Genomic DNA, 15696 nt, shown 5'->3' with positions numbered 1-15696 from the left:
CTAATTTTTGTCATAGAACGGCTTCTTAGGTCGATCACCGCAAAATGTGGAGGTTCTCTTGTCACAACAAGCATTGCTAAAAAACGTGGTCAATAGACTTACAGAACAGATTGCGAATACATTTGAATATAAAGTTCTGGAACGCGGCTGGCGGTATTATCGAGCTCATGCTGTAACTGCTCTGCGTGTCTCGGAAATGGGCAGTGATATGATTGTTACGGCGATTGTGAACGGAAATACGAATTATGCTGTTAGGATTCATAGCAGCCCCTTCGATAACAGTTCATGCAATTGCCCATACAACGACTATTGCAAACATATGGCAGCTGTCTTTTTTCAGTTGTGTGCAGAAGCAGGTTTGAGTCCCGAATTGTACTTGTCAGAGCTTCGTCAGGCTTGTATGTCGCAGGAACGCGCGGTTAGCGCGGCTCGTAAACGAGCGCTCGTGAAGGAAGATGCCGAGCGCCGTAAAAAAGTAAGGCAGATGTCGCTTGATCACTCGGGAACGGCTGAGGAGTGGCATCAGTTTTTCGAGCGGAAATTTGATCGTTCATTTACCGATTATCAATCCTCCGTTACAGAAATAACGGCATGGGTGAAGACTGAAATGGATCGGGAAGCTGAGGGGATGGATGAGGAGCTTTATGTGCTCTATCGCATGCATGGGATCATGTATGTGCTCCAGCAGTTGTCGAATCGAGCTAGCGGAGCGTCTTCCCGCGCTTATGCCTATAAAGATGCAGGCATGAAAGAACTGGCACAATCGAGTATTGAGGAACTGGGATCATTACTGACTGAAGCGAAAGAGGCTGAGCTGTCAGTTACTTATCCGACATACGTAAGTGCGCTCGGTATGAAAGCTGGTGAACTGGCTTTTAATGGCGAGATGGCGATCGTGGACGGTCAAGAAGTGTATGCGCTTTTTTGGTCAACCTTGCTGAATGAACCATCGATGCTCACGCAGGAGCGCGATCGTTTAGTTGCGCAATTGGATGAAGAAGCGCGAGTAGCAAGAATCGCTGCGGAAAGTAAGCCTAGAATGATGTTCGACAGCGATGTGGATCCGCCACGAGTGAATGATGCGGTGGAAGCTGCACTCATTCAATTGCAGGCCTTGCTAGGCGAGGATGAACAGGCAGTGGAGCGGTTAGCTAGAATAAATAAATATCGCGAAGCGGGACGTTATTTAGGTTATTTGCACGAACATGCTGATAAGAAGCAATATGACAAGCTCTGGATTTGGTTAAAAGGGCTTGCTCCACTCATTCGTCTTACTCGTAGTCGGGCAGACGTTGAGGCGTATTGGAGTTATTGGAAGCAGATGTATGAAAGAGAGCCTGACAATCCGATGTACGAGTCGCTGGCCATGACATTAATGCCAAATGTGACGCCTTATTTGTCGTCTTTCTTAATCGATAAGCAGCGTTTTCGCGATTGGGCAAATGTGCAGATCCTTCGTCGTGTAACACCAGATGAAATCGCTAAGGCGGAGCTACGTCTTATGCAGCGTGAAGCACCGGAATTGCTGCTACCGTTGTACCATCAAGCGATCGAGCGGCAAATTGAGGATCGCTCGCGTGAACAATACCGTGCAGCAGTTAAGTTACTGCACGAGCTGCGCGAACTGTATGCGGCAAGCGGTCGTGAACCACTGTGGGAGAGCTATGTACATAGCTTGCTCCATCGGTATGCACGCCTGCGTGCGCTGCGGGAGGAATTACGTAAAGGAGCGCTGCTGCCATGATAAATGTGTTGCCATGGAAGGTGGAATGCCACCGGACGACAGATGGCGGCTTCTTGATCTGGCCCGCGGGTATGCGGCGGGAGTTGGTTGAGTTCAAGCATATCTTGTTCGGCTGGCATGCGCCGTCGTTCTACGGTACGATGCTTGACGTTGTTGAGGGCCGCAGGCAAGAAGGTGTTGCAATATCGCCTGTACTTGCAATGGACTTGTTCGTGCAAGGCACGACCGTGCGTTGGTCGGACGTGATATGGGGAGATACGGCCCAAATCGTGAAGGAAGTTGCGCAGTTATATGCGCAAGTACTGACTGAGGGCCGACTGCGTCCTTCCTTTGCCGCGTGGCGGCAGGGCGGACTAGGCTGGGAGCCTTTATGGACAGCTGAGGAGCTTCAAGCGGTGGAACGGCTTCAAGCGCAGGCGGAACGATTAGAAGACCTTGGACTTGTAAACTGGTTCGACAGTTTAATGATAGAACTAAGCAAAGGTCAACTAACCGCTACGCCCGAGTCTTTCGTCGGTCAAGAGGTTGGTACCGCCTATACTCACCGTGCAGAGTGGTGGGAGCGTGCGATTACTGCACGCCCAGAATTGCTGCAATTCCGTGCGCCGCCGCCATATAAGGCTTCGGCAAATGGTGAGGCGACTGGAATGGATGCGGAAGATTGGCTGCAATCTATCGGTTGGATTCGCGATGATGCGCCTTGCCGTCTCGTCTTTCGTCTGGACGAGCCGGAGGAAGACAGCGACCCGTGGAAGCTTCAATTATTATTGCGGGATCGGGAGCAGCCAGATGTGGAGATCGCCTGTCAATTCGAATTACGTGAAATAAGCGGGGAAACGAGTCAAGAACGGAGCGAGGCTGAGCGTAGTGAAGCGAGTGCGCTCGCGAGTGATGATGAGCTCATAGACGAAAGCACGCTTGCTACACCCATTGCACATATTCAGCCCGTTACGGGCGCGTTCCCAGAGTCATGGGCTGATGTCGCACCGCAAGTGCTGGAAAGAGCGATGGCCAAAGTATGGCGCCTGCTGCCTTGGCTTGAGTTGAAAGAAGATAATGGCAGCCAATTAAAGCGGCAGCTTACAGAAGCGGAGGCGTGGACGTTCTTGGCCGAAGGTAGCCTAATGTTGACGGAGGCGGGCTTCATTGTCGTCGTGCCAGCATGGTGGCAGCGGGTACAGCAGCTGAAGACAAGGCTGCGGGCCAAGGTGAAAACGTCTGCGGGCGGTAGCTCCCAATCGTTAATCGGACTCGAACATATGATGGATTTCGATTGGAAAGTGGCGATTGGTGATTTAGAGCTGACCGAAACAGAGTTCCGCGAGTTGGCGGAGCAAGGACGTAGGTTAGTACGGATTCGTGGGCAATGGATTCAGCTTAGCCCAGATGATTTGGCGCAAATACGTCGTATGGTGCGCAAAGTGGGCACAGAAGGACTGACGTTGGGCGAAGTGCTTGAGCTGCACTTGGCTGAAGCAGCGGCTCAAGCGAAGACGGAGCAGGACGAAGAGTGGGAAATCGACGACATGAACAGCGCGTGGCTTGAAGTGGAGTTGAATGACCATTTGCGGGCACTGTTCGAGCAGTTGCAGCGGAATACCTCGTTGCCTGTGTTCGATCCACCGTCTAAGCTACTAGGCACGCTGCGTCCTTATCAGCAGGAAGGCTACTCGTGGCTTACGTTTCTGCGTCGCTTCGGGCTTGGCGCTTGCTTGGCCGATGACATGGGACTCGGCAAGACGATTCAATGGATCGCCTACTTGCTGCGCTGTGTAGAGGAAGAACCATCCGGGCCGCCTTCGTTGCTCGTCTGCCCAACGTCGGTGTTGGGCAATTGGCAGAAGGAGCTGGAGCGCTTTGCGCCTAGCCTACGCATTTATATGCATTACGGCAGCAAACGTGCGCAAGGCGAGCAGATGATTGCCGAGATGTCAGCAGCACACTTAGTGCTGACCACCTATACAACGGCGCTAAATGACCACGACGGGCTTAGCGCCATCAAGTGGTCGACCATTTGCCTAGACGAAGCGCAAAATATTAAAAATCCGTACACGAAGCAATCGATTGCGATGCGCAAGCTTAACGCTCACCATCGCATCGCGCTCACGGGTACGCCGATGGAAAATCGATTGACCGAGCTATGGTCGATCTTTGACTTCATTAACCCAGGCTACCTAGGCACGCTGGCACAGTTTCGCCGCACCTACGTGAACCCGATTGAGCGGACACGGGACACGGAATGGATCGGGCTCGTGCAGAAGCTGGTGAAACCATTTTTGCTGCGGCGTCTGAAGAAAGATCCGGCGATCCAGCTTGAGCTGCCGGAGAAGAACGAAGCGAAAGCGTACGTCACGCTTTCTGTTGAGCAGGCAGCCTTGTACGAGCAAGTGCTGGACGACATGTTTAATCGGATTGACCAATTGGAGACGATGGAGCGGCGTGGCGCTATTTTGGCGGCGTTGGCGAAGTTGAAGCAGGTGTGCAACCATCCTGCACTTTATCATAAAGAAGATGCTACAGGCTGGGAGCCCGAGCGTTCTGGCAAGCTTGTCCGACTGCTTGAGATGGTGGACGAGTTGCGGAGTGAGGGTGACAGTTGCTTGATTTTTACCCAGTATGTAGAGACTGGGCATATGCTGAAAGCCGTGCTGGAGCAGGGCCGACAAGAGCGCGTGTACTTCCTGCATGGCGGCGTGCCTAAGGCGTCACGTGACGAGATGGTCGAGCATTTCCAAGACGCGTCGCTGCCTGAAGCGGAGCGAGCGAGCATTTTTATACTGTCATTAAAGGCAGGCGGAACAGGCTTGAACCTGACAGCCGCGAACCATGTGTTTCACTATGATCGCTGGTGGAATCCGGCGGTCGAGAATCAAGCGTCTGACCGCGCCTTTCGTATTGGGCAGACACGCGATGTACAGGTGCATAAGCTTATTGCACTCGGCACGCTGGAGGAGCGCATCGACGAAATGATCGAGCAGAAGCAGCATTTGAGCGATCAAGTGGTGGGCAGCGGTGAAGCATGGGTGACGGAGCTGTCTACATCTGAGCTGCGGGAGTTGTTCGCGCTGCGTGCCCAGTGGACGGAATAATTAAATTTACAGTCAGAAATAGGAAAGTTATATACGCACAACTTCGTTTAATAGACGAGGTTGTGTTTTTTTATATATCAGAAGAGGGAGAGTTCCAACAATGTTACTCAAAAAAGCACCTATTATCGCATCAACATTGGCATTAAGCTTACTTTTTACGGTTAATCCTGCATCCGCACAAGCATCTGAAATGAAAAAGACGGAGATGAAGGTGACGAAGCCGGGTGAATATAATTTTGCGAAGATTATACCAATCAAGGATATCGACAAGAAGGTTGTAGACGCAGCTTACAAGGCAATGAAGCCACACAGTAACGGCAAGGTGTTCAAGCTTGAATACGGACACTATACAGAAGTAGATCGGTTAGATGGTACGAAACAAGTAAGGTTAAGTCTGCAAGCGAAAAAGCGGGCTGCCGTGATCGAATTAGACATGCCCACAGGGAAGATAGTTTCTATAGGCTTAAAATTTAACACGTCTGAGCTGAAGGGCGAGCATGAGAAGCATTATAAGATGGTCAAAGACAGCTTGCAGAAGATGCCGCTGGCAGAGCCTATCCAATGGAAACAAGCTGCGTTGTTTATTAACAAGGAAAGAAACCGAGAAATGATTTCCTTCAGCGAAGGGGAATATAACGCGAGTGATAAGAAGATTTTTCAATATGTAACTTTTAATATAAAAGATCGTAAGTTGTTGGATTATCAGTTTCATTTAGATATCGATAAAATGGACCCTAAATATAGCACAATCGCGAATAACGCTCTTAAGAAGGTGCTGAATGGAACGGAAAAGCCATTTAGAGATGTGTTTGTGTCAAAAATGGGGGAATCGCATGTATATCAATTCCAACATCTTCGTCTAGAGCAGCAGGGAAAGCCGGAATGGCGAGCTAAGCAAAGCGTAATGATGAGTGCGGCAACAGGCAAGGTGTACTCCGTTAGCAACGGGTCTGAGGTGGATGCTCCTGCTGCCGAAAAGAGTTTAACGAATCAGGAGGTGATCCAAGCAGCTAGCCCGCTGGCTAAAAGTGTGTTCGGTATTGATCTGTCCACATATACGGTAAAGGCTGATAATCCGAAGTGGAGAGAGTACCGGTTATCGAAAAAAGGAAAAGAATCGGTTAAGGTTCAGTTTAGCCCAGCGGGAACAGTATCGCGAATGGAATTAGATATTCCGTTAGATAAGCGCGTGTAGGGAATTAGAAGTACGCAGAAATTAACTTATATATCAAATTAAATATCACAAAGGAGAGTTCACAAATGGTACTTAAAAAAGCTATTATCATCACATCGACACTAGCGTTAAGCATGCTGTTGACTGGATTTAGTGCGGATACAAGTGTATCTGCTTCTGCGATGAAAATAAGTGAAACAACGGTAGCGGCATCAGCGAAAGCGAAAGGATTTTCCCCTATTGCCAAGATAGATAAAAAATACGTAGACGCAGCGAATAAAATCATTAAGCAGTACAGCAATGACAAAGCTTTTAAGCTTGAAGAAGGTAAAATCATTACGCGCGAAATGGGCGAAAACAAGAAGCTTGAAATAGTTAGCCTACAATCTAAAAATGGTGATGTAACAATCGAATTAGATAAGTCTTCGGGTAAACTTCGTCAATTATTTTTACAGTTTAAAGTGTCTGAGTTAAAGGGAGAGTATCGGGCCATTTACAAGCAAATCGAAGATACACTTAAGAGCAAGCCGCTAAAGGCACCTTATCAATACGATAAAGTAGAAGTGAGCGTCATGCCACAAGTAAATGAGGAATCGATGTTTATCCTCCCAAAGGATAACCCTAGTTATTCTCAGCAATCTTCTCAATATATAGGCGTCAATTTGAAAGATAAGAAAATGGGCTATAAGCTGGAACTGAATTTGGATAAGATGGACGCCGAAATGAAATCAAACATAAATACGGAATTAAAGCAGCTGCTAGATGGGAAAAAACAAAAGTTCACAACGGTATACGAGGTGAAAAACGAACGTTCGTGGGAATATAATGTTATGCATTCCAATGAAGACCCGACTAAAAAAGTAGTAAACGTTACACAATCTGTAGGATTTGATGCTAAAACAGGGGAAGTCATATCAAGTTGGCCAGCGGCAAAACAAGCGAAGTAAGAGTTTGCGAACAGAACGTTTTCAGAATGCCGATCGACTAGCGAAAGCAGGAAATGAAACGGCCCAAAGTCTAGCATAAGGGCTTGTGGCTTGTAGTGGCGAAAAGTGTAAAAATGTAGGAATTCTCGATGCAAATTTTTTTAGGTGAAGCTTTGATAACTACGAGAGAGTCTCCTCAGCTATCTTAAATAAGAACTGGGGAGACTCTTTTTTCGCAAATGTACTAATTATAGTTTCTGATCTCTTTCAACTTCACAACAGCGACAAGTGCGAATAGCAGCAGAATGATTCCGATAACACGCATAACCGAGCCAGCGCCATAAATATCGGCAAAATAAGATGCCACAACTAAGCCTACAGACGGCATGACGCTGATAAGCGACCCCATAATGCCAAATACGCGCCCCTGAAGCTCCTCCGAAATCTCAAGCCGCAAAATAATATTAACGAGCAGCGTACAGAACGAAAACGTAAAACCGACTAAGAGAATCGTTGGGATCGCTGTTATGGTCGATGAACTATAAGAAAGAATCAAATAGGCTGGTCCCATGAGCAATAAATTGAACATAACGAGTCTACCGCGCCGCTTGATTTTGGAGCCGAACGCGACAATAATTCCCGCACCAATCATATAGCCTAATGGGATACAAGCTTCGATCAGGCCGAACTCAAACGGTGTTGCTTGCCACACCTTCACAGCCATAACTTGCGTCAGCATCAACGCGGACATAAAGCAAAGTGCCAAAAACGGCAGCAGCACGGTAACAGCTTTGGCAAACGGATTGGTCCGTACAAAGCGAAACCCGATACGAAAGTCGTCAATAAACTTCCGCTGTGAACCTGTGTTCGTCCGCGGTGATGGAAATGAGCCAGCTAGCCATATAAGAACAAAGGAGAGTAGAAATGTCATGCCATCTATAAAAATGGCCCAAGCCCCACCGAACGCAGCCACAAATATGCCGCCTACGGCGTACCCGACGATGCGGGCAATGTTATCGGCAATATTTAAATAGCCGGATGCTTTTTGGATATGTTCTTTGCCTACGATATTAATTAATGACGCATTGAACGCAGGTCCCTGAAAAAGACTTAGAAACGTAACTAATCCCGTTAGGATGACGATAAAAATAAACGGCGTGTTAGGAATAGCTACGCATACAGCAATCGTGATCACTAATAGGCATCGTAATATATCAGCGATCATCATGATCGTGCGTCGATTAAATCGATCGACGACGGTGCCCGCAACGGATCCGAACAAGGCCGCGACAACAAGGTGGCATACCAAAATAACCGACATCATTTTGGCGCTGCCCGTTTCGTTCAGGACCCATAAATTGAGCGCGATAGTATGAAAGGAATTGCCGAACAGCGCAAAGGTATAGGCGAAAAAAAGTAGAACATACTGCTTGTTTCGCCATAGATTCGTTAATGGCTGCGCTTGTGTTGGTGCAGCAGGTTTGCTAGTGCTTGTTGGCTCGGAAATGGTGACTTGTGCGTCTAGCATATGATCCTCCTTTTGTTTCACTTAATCGTTTAAGTGAAACGTAAAAAAAATTATACCTTTGCTTGGATAAGAAATTGATTATGCTTATATGGTTTTTGTGCGGCACTATGTAAGAGCTGTTTCATCAGCTCAAATGCGACAGCACTTTTCTCTTCTTGAAACACAACTTTATGTGTCGTCGCGCTTAGTATTTCCGGACAACTGCAAGTACAAATGACCGCAAGTTGTTCGAAAAGGTTGGCCCGTTCGATATAGTTGCCTATCATTTCATTAATGACAACGACGCTTTTAAATGGTGCTATACGTATATAGTCGGCAAGATCCGGTACATTTTTTACAATGAAAATATGTTCGTCCGTTAATCCTGAAGCTGACTTTATCTTGTTCACTAATGCCTGATTATGATGATGCTCCATGACGAGGCAGTATGGAGGCTCCAAGGAACGAAATGCTTGTTGGAATGCGGACTCATAATCATAATTAATCTGGTTAAATAATGTGTCATCTATCAGACTATCAATTAAAATTAACGGCACGCCTTCCACAAACTTATTCGAAATGGAATAAAAAATGTCCTCTTTAACATCGATCAGGAAAGCGGCTTCCAGTTTACGCTCGGCAATGACATCCAACTTAGGGTTTGATGCATCTAGCGAAATCAATAAGGTATGGAAGCCAGCAGCTGTCAGTAGCTGTTCTAATTCGTCCACAAAAAGGTGCTGGCTATACCGTTTCCATACAGGCTGCTCGGCATGTTTGTTAATGAGAATACCGACAAGTCCGGTTCTTTTCTTAACGAGGGAGCGAGCTGCCAAGTTAGGAATAAAGTTGAGCTCATTCGCAATTTGGTGAATGAGCGAGCGTGTTTTTTCAGGAATCGTTTGATTCGGAGCATTGTTTAGGACATAGCTCACTGTTGCAACGGAAACATTAGCACGTCTCGCAATTTCTTTCATGGTCGGTTTTTTCATCGGCATGGCCCCTATAAATAGTATTTACATTTGGAAATGATAGCGCTATACACTGGAAGCTGTCAACGATTGTTTATTAAATAAAAAGAGCGTGCTTATGTGAAATAAGCACGCTCTTCTGTGTTGATGTGGCTCCGTGTATGGTGGAGGGAGGCTATATAATGGGCTATCTAATGGGCTATCCAACTAAAGGGACACGTCGCGCCAACCCGTATGCGATAAGTATCACGGCGAGCATGAACAGCGTAAACCAGACATCCAAGCGGTGGTAGCGTGTGATGTAATAGTAGGTGCGAGCTTGCCCCATTTGGAATCGCTTCGCTTCCATGGCTATGGCGACGCGCTGCGCACGGCGGATGCTGTCTGCGAGCAGCGGCAGGGCGTATAGGCTGAGCCGTTGATAGACGCCTTTAATGCCGCGCTTATAGCGGACGCCGCGTACCTTCAGCGCATGAGACCGTGTGCGCAGGTCGTCCCAAATGGCCGGCAGCATGCGCAAGGATGCGATAAAGCTGTACGCGTACTGCGGCGGCAGCCGAAACTGCTGCATCAAGGCATAAAAGAGTAGAATCGGCTTCGTCGTCAGGGCGAAAGTTAAGCCCAGCATGCCAAAGCTTAACGTCTTGCAGCCGAGGAGAAGACCGTGATAGAAGCTTTCCTCCGAGATGCGAATGAGTCCCCATGACCACCAGATGTTCACGCCTTTGCCGAACATCATCATGGTCGATGCTGTTGAGATGAACAGCATGATGAAGGGGGCGATGAGCAGCAGCACTTTTTTAATAGAGTGGCCGCTAAACAGCAGAAGCAGCAAGGTATACATGATGAATTGATATAAGGCAAAATCAAAGTTCTGATTTAACAGCGCGATTAGCAGTAAAAGAATAAAGACGAGCAGCTTATAAGCTGGGTTGACACGGTGCAGCCATGTCTCCTTGTTCGGCATGAGTAGGTTCATGTGCACGGCGCCTCCTGTTTGCTCGGGAGTACGGATTGTACTCCTCCTTTTGAGTCAGCTCCGGTCTGAATGAATGTCCCGATTCCGTTCCCAGCCACGGTCTCGGCTTCGGCTTTGGCTGCGGTTTCGGTTCTGGGTCTGGGTCTGGTTGCAGTTGCAGTTGCAGTTCCTGCTCCTGTTCCTGTTCCAGTCCCAGTTTCAGTTTCAGTTCTGATTGCTGTTGCTGTTGTGGTTCTGGTCGCGCTTACGCTTGCGCTTGCGTGTTCAGCCGACCATACCGATTCTGTAAGCCGGCCATGCTCTACTTGCCACACGCGATCCGCAAAGTGCTGCACAATATGCTGATCGTGCGTGACCATTATAATCGCGGTTCCAGCTGCGCGGAGCCGTTCTAATTTGTCGAGAATAGCGAATGTGTTGCGGGCATCTTGCCCGAACGTAGGCTCATCAAGCAGCAGTACCGGGCGTTCTCGCATCATAGCGGAGGCTACGCTTAGCCTGCGCTTCTGCCCAAGCGACAAGTGGTACGGATGCCGCTGCAATCCGACTGAATCAAGCTCGAACGCGTTAAGCATTCTCGTTACCTGCTGTTCGATCTCGGTGTCTGTCCTTTCCATTAGACGGAGTTCGTACGCTAACTCTTCGTAGACGGAGTTCGTCAGAAACTGCATCTCAGGATTTTGAAAGACGAAGGCTAGCTCCGCAGGGGGCTGCGGGTTACTTGTTCCGAACCAACGTTTCTTCGCTTTCGGCACCAGCCTGCCAGCGATAATATACTTACCAGTCGTGCTAAGCAACTGCATCAGGGATAGCAGCAGCGTGCTCTTACCAGCGCCATTTTCGCCTACTATCGCAATCCATTCTCCAGGATAGACTTCGGCCTTCGGTACACAGACTTTAATCTCTTGCTCGCGGTAGCCTGCGAAATCTTGCAAGGATAGGATGGGCTTTTTAGTGAAAAGTTCAGTAGCATCTTCAGTAATACTTGCAGTTGGCCTTGTCTCAAGCATCGCTGCCTCATGCGTTTGCTCTCGTTGCTCGCGCAGCTCCCGTTGCTCTCGCTGCTCCCGCAGCTCCGACTGCCTACTCCGCACAATCGTCTGGTAGGACTCCGAATCGGCATAATCTTGCCAGACACCGGGATACCAGATGCCGTAGTCGATCAGCTTATTTTTATGCGCTGTAAAAATCTCCTCAGGCCGACCATCGGCCATAATATGTCCCTCATTGTCGAACAGCAGCACCCGATCCACCACGTCGATGACGTGCTCTATTTTGTGCTCGACAATCAGAATCGTGCACGCACCCGCGATATCTTTGACCGTATCCCAAACTTGCTCGGTTCCTTCCGGATCGAGCAAAGCTGATGGCTCATCCAGAAACAACACCTCTGGCTCAAGCAGCAGCACGGAAGCAAGCGCCAATCGCTGTTTCATCCCTTGGGATAAGGACTGGATCGGCGTATGCAAGTCCGTAAAATGCAATCCGACCCGCTCCAAAATAGCCTGCATTCGTGCAGGCATTTGTTCGCGAGGAATGGATAGGTTCTCCAACACGAAGGCCAGCTCTTCGTCCACGTACGGCATGCAAAATTGGGTGTCAGGGTCTTGGAACACATAGCCCCAATGACGTGGTAGCTGCCGATCCTCATACTTGAGAGGAACTTCTAGCGATTGCGGAATAATGCCGCTTAGCACTTGCAGCAAGGTAGACTTGCCACAGCCACTTGGCCCAAGCAGCAGTACCTTCTGCCCGACGGAAACGTCAAGGGAGAGGTCCTTGAACAGCAAGGATTCCTCTCCCGGGAATTTCAGGCGCAAACGAGTAAGCGAAACAGATGTTGTGCCTTGTGTTTGTTGCATGGTTTACCACCTTATCGTAAATCAGTCGTTAGACATCTAGCTTTCTTATCATCAAGTCCGTTCTAGCGATCCAACGATGCATAATCTTCTCGCGAAGCGGGGCGAATCGATCTCGTAACACCAGTCGCTTCTAGCGCCTTCATCAACGCATAGGCGAACACACCTGCAAACAAGAACGCACTGACAACGCGCAGCCCGTATTTCAGTACGAGTACCCACGTCTCATAGTTGGCATAGCTGTATCCGAGATCGACGAGGAATGAGCCTGCCGCCGACATAATGCCCGCGATACCTGCAATCGCCAGCCCATATTTCCGATAGCGAACGGCTGCAAATACCAATTCAGCAGCCAAGCCTTGCACCAATCCGTACACAATCGTCTCCAAGCCCCATGCTGATCCGAGCAATGCGGATAAGTTAGCTGCCGCAAGGCTTGCGAGCAGTGCAACTCCCGGCTTACGAATAAGCAAGTAAGCAAACGGCCCTGCCATAAACCACATGCCATAAGTCAGTTGTCCTGCTTGTGGGAACAGTGGCTTCGCCATGCTGTACACACTATCCCATAACTTAAAGATGACGCCAAACACGATACCGATCATCACCGTAATCAAAATGTCAGTGAACTTTAATTTGTTGCTACCTGCTGTCTGATGTTGCAAAAAGACCCTCTCCCTTTGTGTGTCGCTTATCGGTGCATACAAAAAACCGTCTGGAAAATGCCAGACGGTAGAAAGAGTCCAAAGTCGTATACTGCGAAATCGCACGACGAAATATACGTTCTCATATGTTCTCTACGCTGGCATTACCCAGATCAGATTAACGGTCAGTAGCGGTGGATTAGCTACTATCTCAGCCTGATTCCTCAGGCCCCCGAAATTGTATGACTGCTTAATTGCTCATATCATACAATATTCATACTATGTTGGCAACGAGAAGTTCCAGTACGACTATATTGCTGTTTAAATGGAAGGGAGGAGAGCTTTAGCTTTCTTCTTTTTGAAAAAAGTGATGGGAAAGTGAGAAGTTACACCGATTTGGCTCGTCCATATGTATGAACAGAAAAGGGAACAGACAACGATGAAGGGGGATGGCCATGAGCAGCACGCAATCAGATAAAGACATCATTGAGCAAATATTAGATGGTAGACAGGAACTGTACGCCATCCTAGTCAACAAATATAAACGGCAAATGTACGGCTTGCTCATTGGCATGGGAGCCAGTCATGAAGACGCACAGGATACAGCGCAGGACGCCTTCATTAAGGCGTACCGCAAGCTAGCTGAACACGATCGAAATAGAAGCTTTGCCGCGTGGTTATATTCCATCGTCGTTAGAACGTATCAAGATCGATTTAAACGAAAGCAGCTTTCGTTCATGGAATTGGATCAAGAGCTCATGGCGGATGAGACAACGCCGGAAACGTTATTTCTTCGTGCAGAATCGAAGCAGCACGTGCAGCATTATATTCATCAGCTACCGCCAGTGCAGCGAATGGTCATTATGCTGCGTTATACGAATGAGCTTACCTATGAGGAAATATGCGAAGTAACGGATTTATCGATGCATCAGGTGAAAAATGCATTGCACCGCGCCAAGCACGCGTTAAGACAGGAAATCGTGCAAGAAGGAGGTCAGCATGTCTATGAAATGTCTTACCTATGAGCGAATGGATGAGCTGCTTGCAAATGGGCAGCTTGAGACTATGATGCCGCATATGGATGGCTGCTCGTCCTGCCGCAAGCTGCTGGATGCTTGCATGGAAGAGCAGAACATGATGCATCGCATGCTGTACGCTGACAAGCTCGATGATTCATTTACGGCGAATGTAATGGGGGTGATTGTTGCTGAAGGGCCGATCGTCAAAGCCGATTACGATTTATCCAAGCAAGTGGCTAGTCCACTATTTGACGAGGTGTTCGGCAGTGGGACAAGCCAAGCGTCGCACAATCAAGTAGGTCAGAATCAAGCGTTGCAAAATTCAGTGGATCAGAAGCAAGCAACAGAAGGTCTGCATAGTCTCTTGAAGGATAAGCAGGATAAGCGAGTTAAACGACAATGGATGAGGTTGAGCCGAAAGCGGCTGGCTGCCGCTATTCTCTTATTTATCATCGCATCCTTCATTTTCACACAACCGACCATAGCGAATTGGGTTCATTCCCTATTTGGCGCAGGTGAGACAAGCGATGTAGGGCTATTGCAGTCTGAGAATCGAGGCATTCATCATTTTACAAATATAAAAGTGGAAGACCAAGGCTACACGCTGGAAATTAAAGAAATTGTCGTCGATACGACGCGTCTTGTTATGGCCTACCGTGTGCGCAAACCGGATGGGGAGTTTAACAGTAATTTGCTGAGTACAGATTCAATCGACGTAGTGGATGCCAACGGGAAATCGATCCTTGCTCAAGGTGGGAGGACGCAGAACGCAGAGGATGGCTACTATATTACAGACCTCGCTTTGTACGGACCTTTGGAGACAGATCGTGTAACCATTAAGGGGAATGTCGACCATCTCGGTTACGAAAGATACCCGCAGAGTGATATTGAATCGACGATCGTTAAGGGAGACTGGCGGTTTAGTCTAGACGTAGATATGACGGCGGCGAGAAAGCAGATGAAGATTGTCCCATTGAATGGTGAGTATGTTGCTCCAGATGGTACGCGAATTAAGCCTACGCGCATGATTTATCATGCGAGTGCTTTTCAAATCGAGGTTCAGACCAAGCTGCCTGTCAATGTCGCACCACCTAATGAAGATCTGATTCTAGAGGTCTATCATCAAGTAGGATTTTATTTGAAGGATAACAAGGGTAGCTATATTGCTCGTAGTCCGAGAAACGATAAGAATTATATGTTCAATTTTGATAATAAAGTTGCCTTTCCGCTATATACAACCTGTACTCGTGAGGGGAAGGGCGACTCAGCGTGGGTGACATGTATGTATACTTTTAGTACGTATAAGACTCTTCCTACACCAGCTGTGCTAGGAATTGATAATTATAATTTGCCTATTACCACAAATGACTCCATTTCATTTAAAGTGAGCGAATTGCCGTCCCAACCTGCACTTTTCAAGGCTAGAGGGGATGAGATTCATATCTTGAAGTCGGATGGGTTTTATATCAGCGGGCTGGACGGGGAGAAGCCATCGTTACAGTTAAAAGTAAAAGGTATTCTTAATAATAATGAAGGTGGTGACAACTGGATTGCTCACGATGAGCACGGAAATGAGTATCGTGTATATCTGGAGGGGGGCTACACTAGTTATCCAGATAAAAACTATGTAGAACTTGTTGATGATGCTAACTTTTTAATTAAAGGTTTGGGTCATATTCCAGACAAGCTAACCTTGACGCGCACAGCAACGGACATCAATTTTAGAAATATAAACTGGACGATGAAGTTACCAGAAATAAAGCTGAAATAATCAAGCATATAGAAGC

Annotated in this window: 11 protein-coding genes and 1 riboswitch; of the genes, 6 read left to right on the top strand and 5 right to left on the bottom strand. The window is 47.9% G+C overall.

Going from position 1 to position 15696, the window contains the following annotated elements; all coding sequences use genetic code 11:
- Positions 1–58 precede the first annotated feature (58 nt).
- The 4 genes from KIK04_RS08045 (at position 59) to KIK04_RS08030 (ending at position 6954) form a co-directional block, all read left to right on the top strand.
- Positions 59–1744, top strand: coding sequence for an SWIM zinc finger family protein (locus tag KIK04_RS08045; protein WP_232277752.1), 1686 nt, complete (start codon positions 59–61; stop codon positions 1742–1744).
- The gene (locus KIK04_RS08040; protein WP_232277751.1) at positions 1741–4833 is read left to right on the top strand and encodes a DEAD/DEAH box helicase; all 3093 of its coding nucleotides are present in this window, start codon (positions 1741–1743) and stop codon (positions 4831–4833) included. The genes KIK04_RS08045 and KIK04_RS08040 overlap by 4 nt, the downstream gene beginning before the upstream one ends.
- Positions 4834–4933: 100 nt before the next feature.
- Positions 4934–6028 carry a hypothetical protein gene (locus tag KIK04_RS08035; protein WP_232277750.1) on the top strand — a complete coding sequence of 365 codons (1095 nt, stop codon included), beginning with the start codon at positions 4934–4936 and terminating at the stop codon, positions 6026–6028.
- A 65-nt stretch (positions 6029–6093) separates the two neighbouring features.
- Complete coding sequence (locus KIK04_RS08030; protein ID WP_232277749.1) at positions 6094–6954, top strand: hypothetical protein; 861 nt, start codon at positions 6094–6096, stop codon at positions 6952–6954.
- 223 nt (positions 6955–7177) lie between these two features.
- On the opposite strand, the gene KIK04_RS08025 is transcribed toward KIK04_RS08030, so the two are convergent.
- The 5 genes from KIK04_RS08025 to KIK04_RS08005 form a co-directional block, all read right to left on the bottom strand.
- Positions 7178–8461, bottom strand: a complete 1284-nt coding sequence (locus tag KIK04_RS08025; RefSeq protein WP_232277748.1) for an MFS transporter — start codon at positions 8459–8461, stop codon at positions 7178–7180.
- Positions 8462–8511: 50 nt separating this feature from the next.
- Positions 8512–9432 carry a LacI family DNA-binding transcriptional regulator gene (locus KIK04_RS08020; protein ID WP_232277747.1) on the bottom strand — a complete coding sequence of 307 codons (921 nt, stop codon included), beginning with the start codon at positions 9430–9432 and terminating at the stop codon, positions 8512–8514.
- Positions 9433–9610: 178 nt separating this feature from the next.
- Entirely contained in the window at positions 9611–10390 is a 780-nt protein-coding gene (locus KIK04_RS08015) for an energy-coupling factor transporter transmembrane component T family protein (protein ID WP_232277746.1), read from the bottom strand.
- Complete coding sequence (locus KIK04_RS08010; RefSeq protein WP_232277745.1) at positions 10387–12252, bottom strand: ABC transporter ATP-binding protein; 1866 nt, start codon at positions 12250–12252, stop codon at positions 10387–10389. Before KIK04_RS08010 ends, KIK04_RS08015 begins: the two co-directional genes overlap by 4 nt.
- A gap of 62 nt (positions 12253–12314) precedes the next feature.
- Positions 12315–12911, bottom strand: a complete 597-nt coding sequence (locus KIK04_RS08005) for an ECF transporter S component (RefSeq protein ID WP_269671008.1) — start codon at positions 12909–12911, stop codon at positions 12315–12317.
- A 110-nt stretch (positions 12912–13021) separates the two neighbouring features.
- Positions 13022–13136: riboswitch (TPP riboswitch) on the bottom strand.
- 209 nt (positions 13137–13345) lie between these two features.
- Here KIK04_RS08005 and KIK04_RS08000 point away from each other — a divergent pair.
- Both KIK04_RS08000 and KIK04_RS07995 read left to right on the top strand, forming a co-directional pair.
- Positions 13346–13915: an RNA polymerase sigma factor gene (locus KIK04_RS08000; protein WP_232277744.1), complete on the top strand. Its 570-nt coding sequence runs from the start codon at positions 13346–13348 to the stop codon at positions 13913–13915.
- The gene (locus KIK04_RS07995; protein WP_232277743.1) at positions 13890–15680 is read left to right on the top strand and encodes a DUF4179 domain-containing protein; all 1791 of its coding nucleotides are present in this window, start codon (positions 13890–13892) and stop codon (positions 15678–15680) included. The genes KIK04_RS08000 and KIK04_RS07995 overlap by 26 nt, the downstream gene beginning before the upstream one ends.
- Positions 15681–15696 lie beyond the last annotated feature (16 nt).

Origin of the sequence: Paenibacillus sp. 481, from assembly GCF_021223605.1 — a bacterium.
Taxonomy (GTDB): domain Bacteria; phylum Bacillota; class Bacilli; order Paenibacillales; family Paenibacillaceae; genus Paenibacillus_B.
The sequence above is the reverse complement of the archived record's forward strand: the minus strand, read 5'-3'. Positions and strand labels throughout refer to the sequence as shown.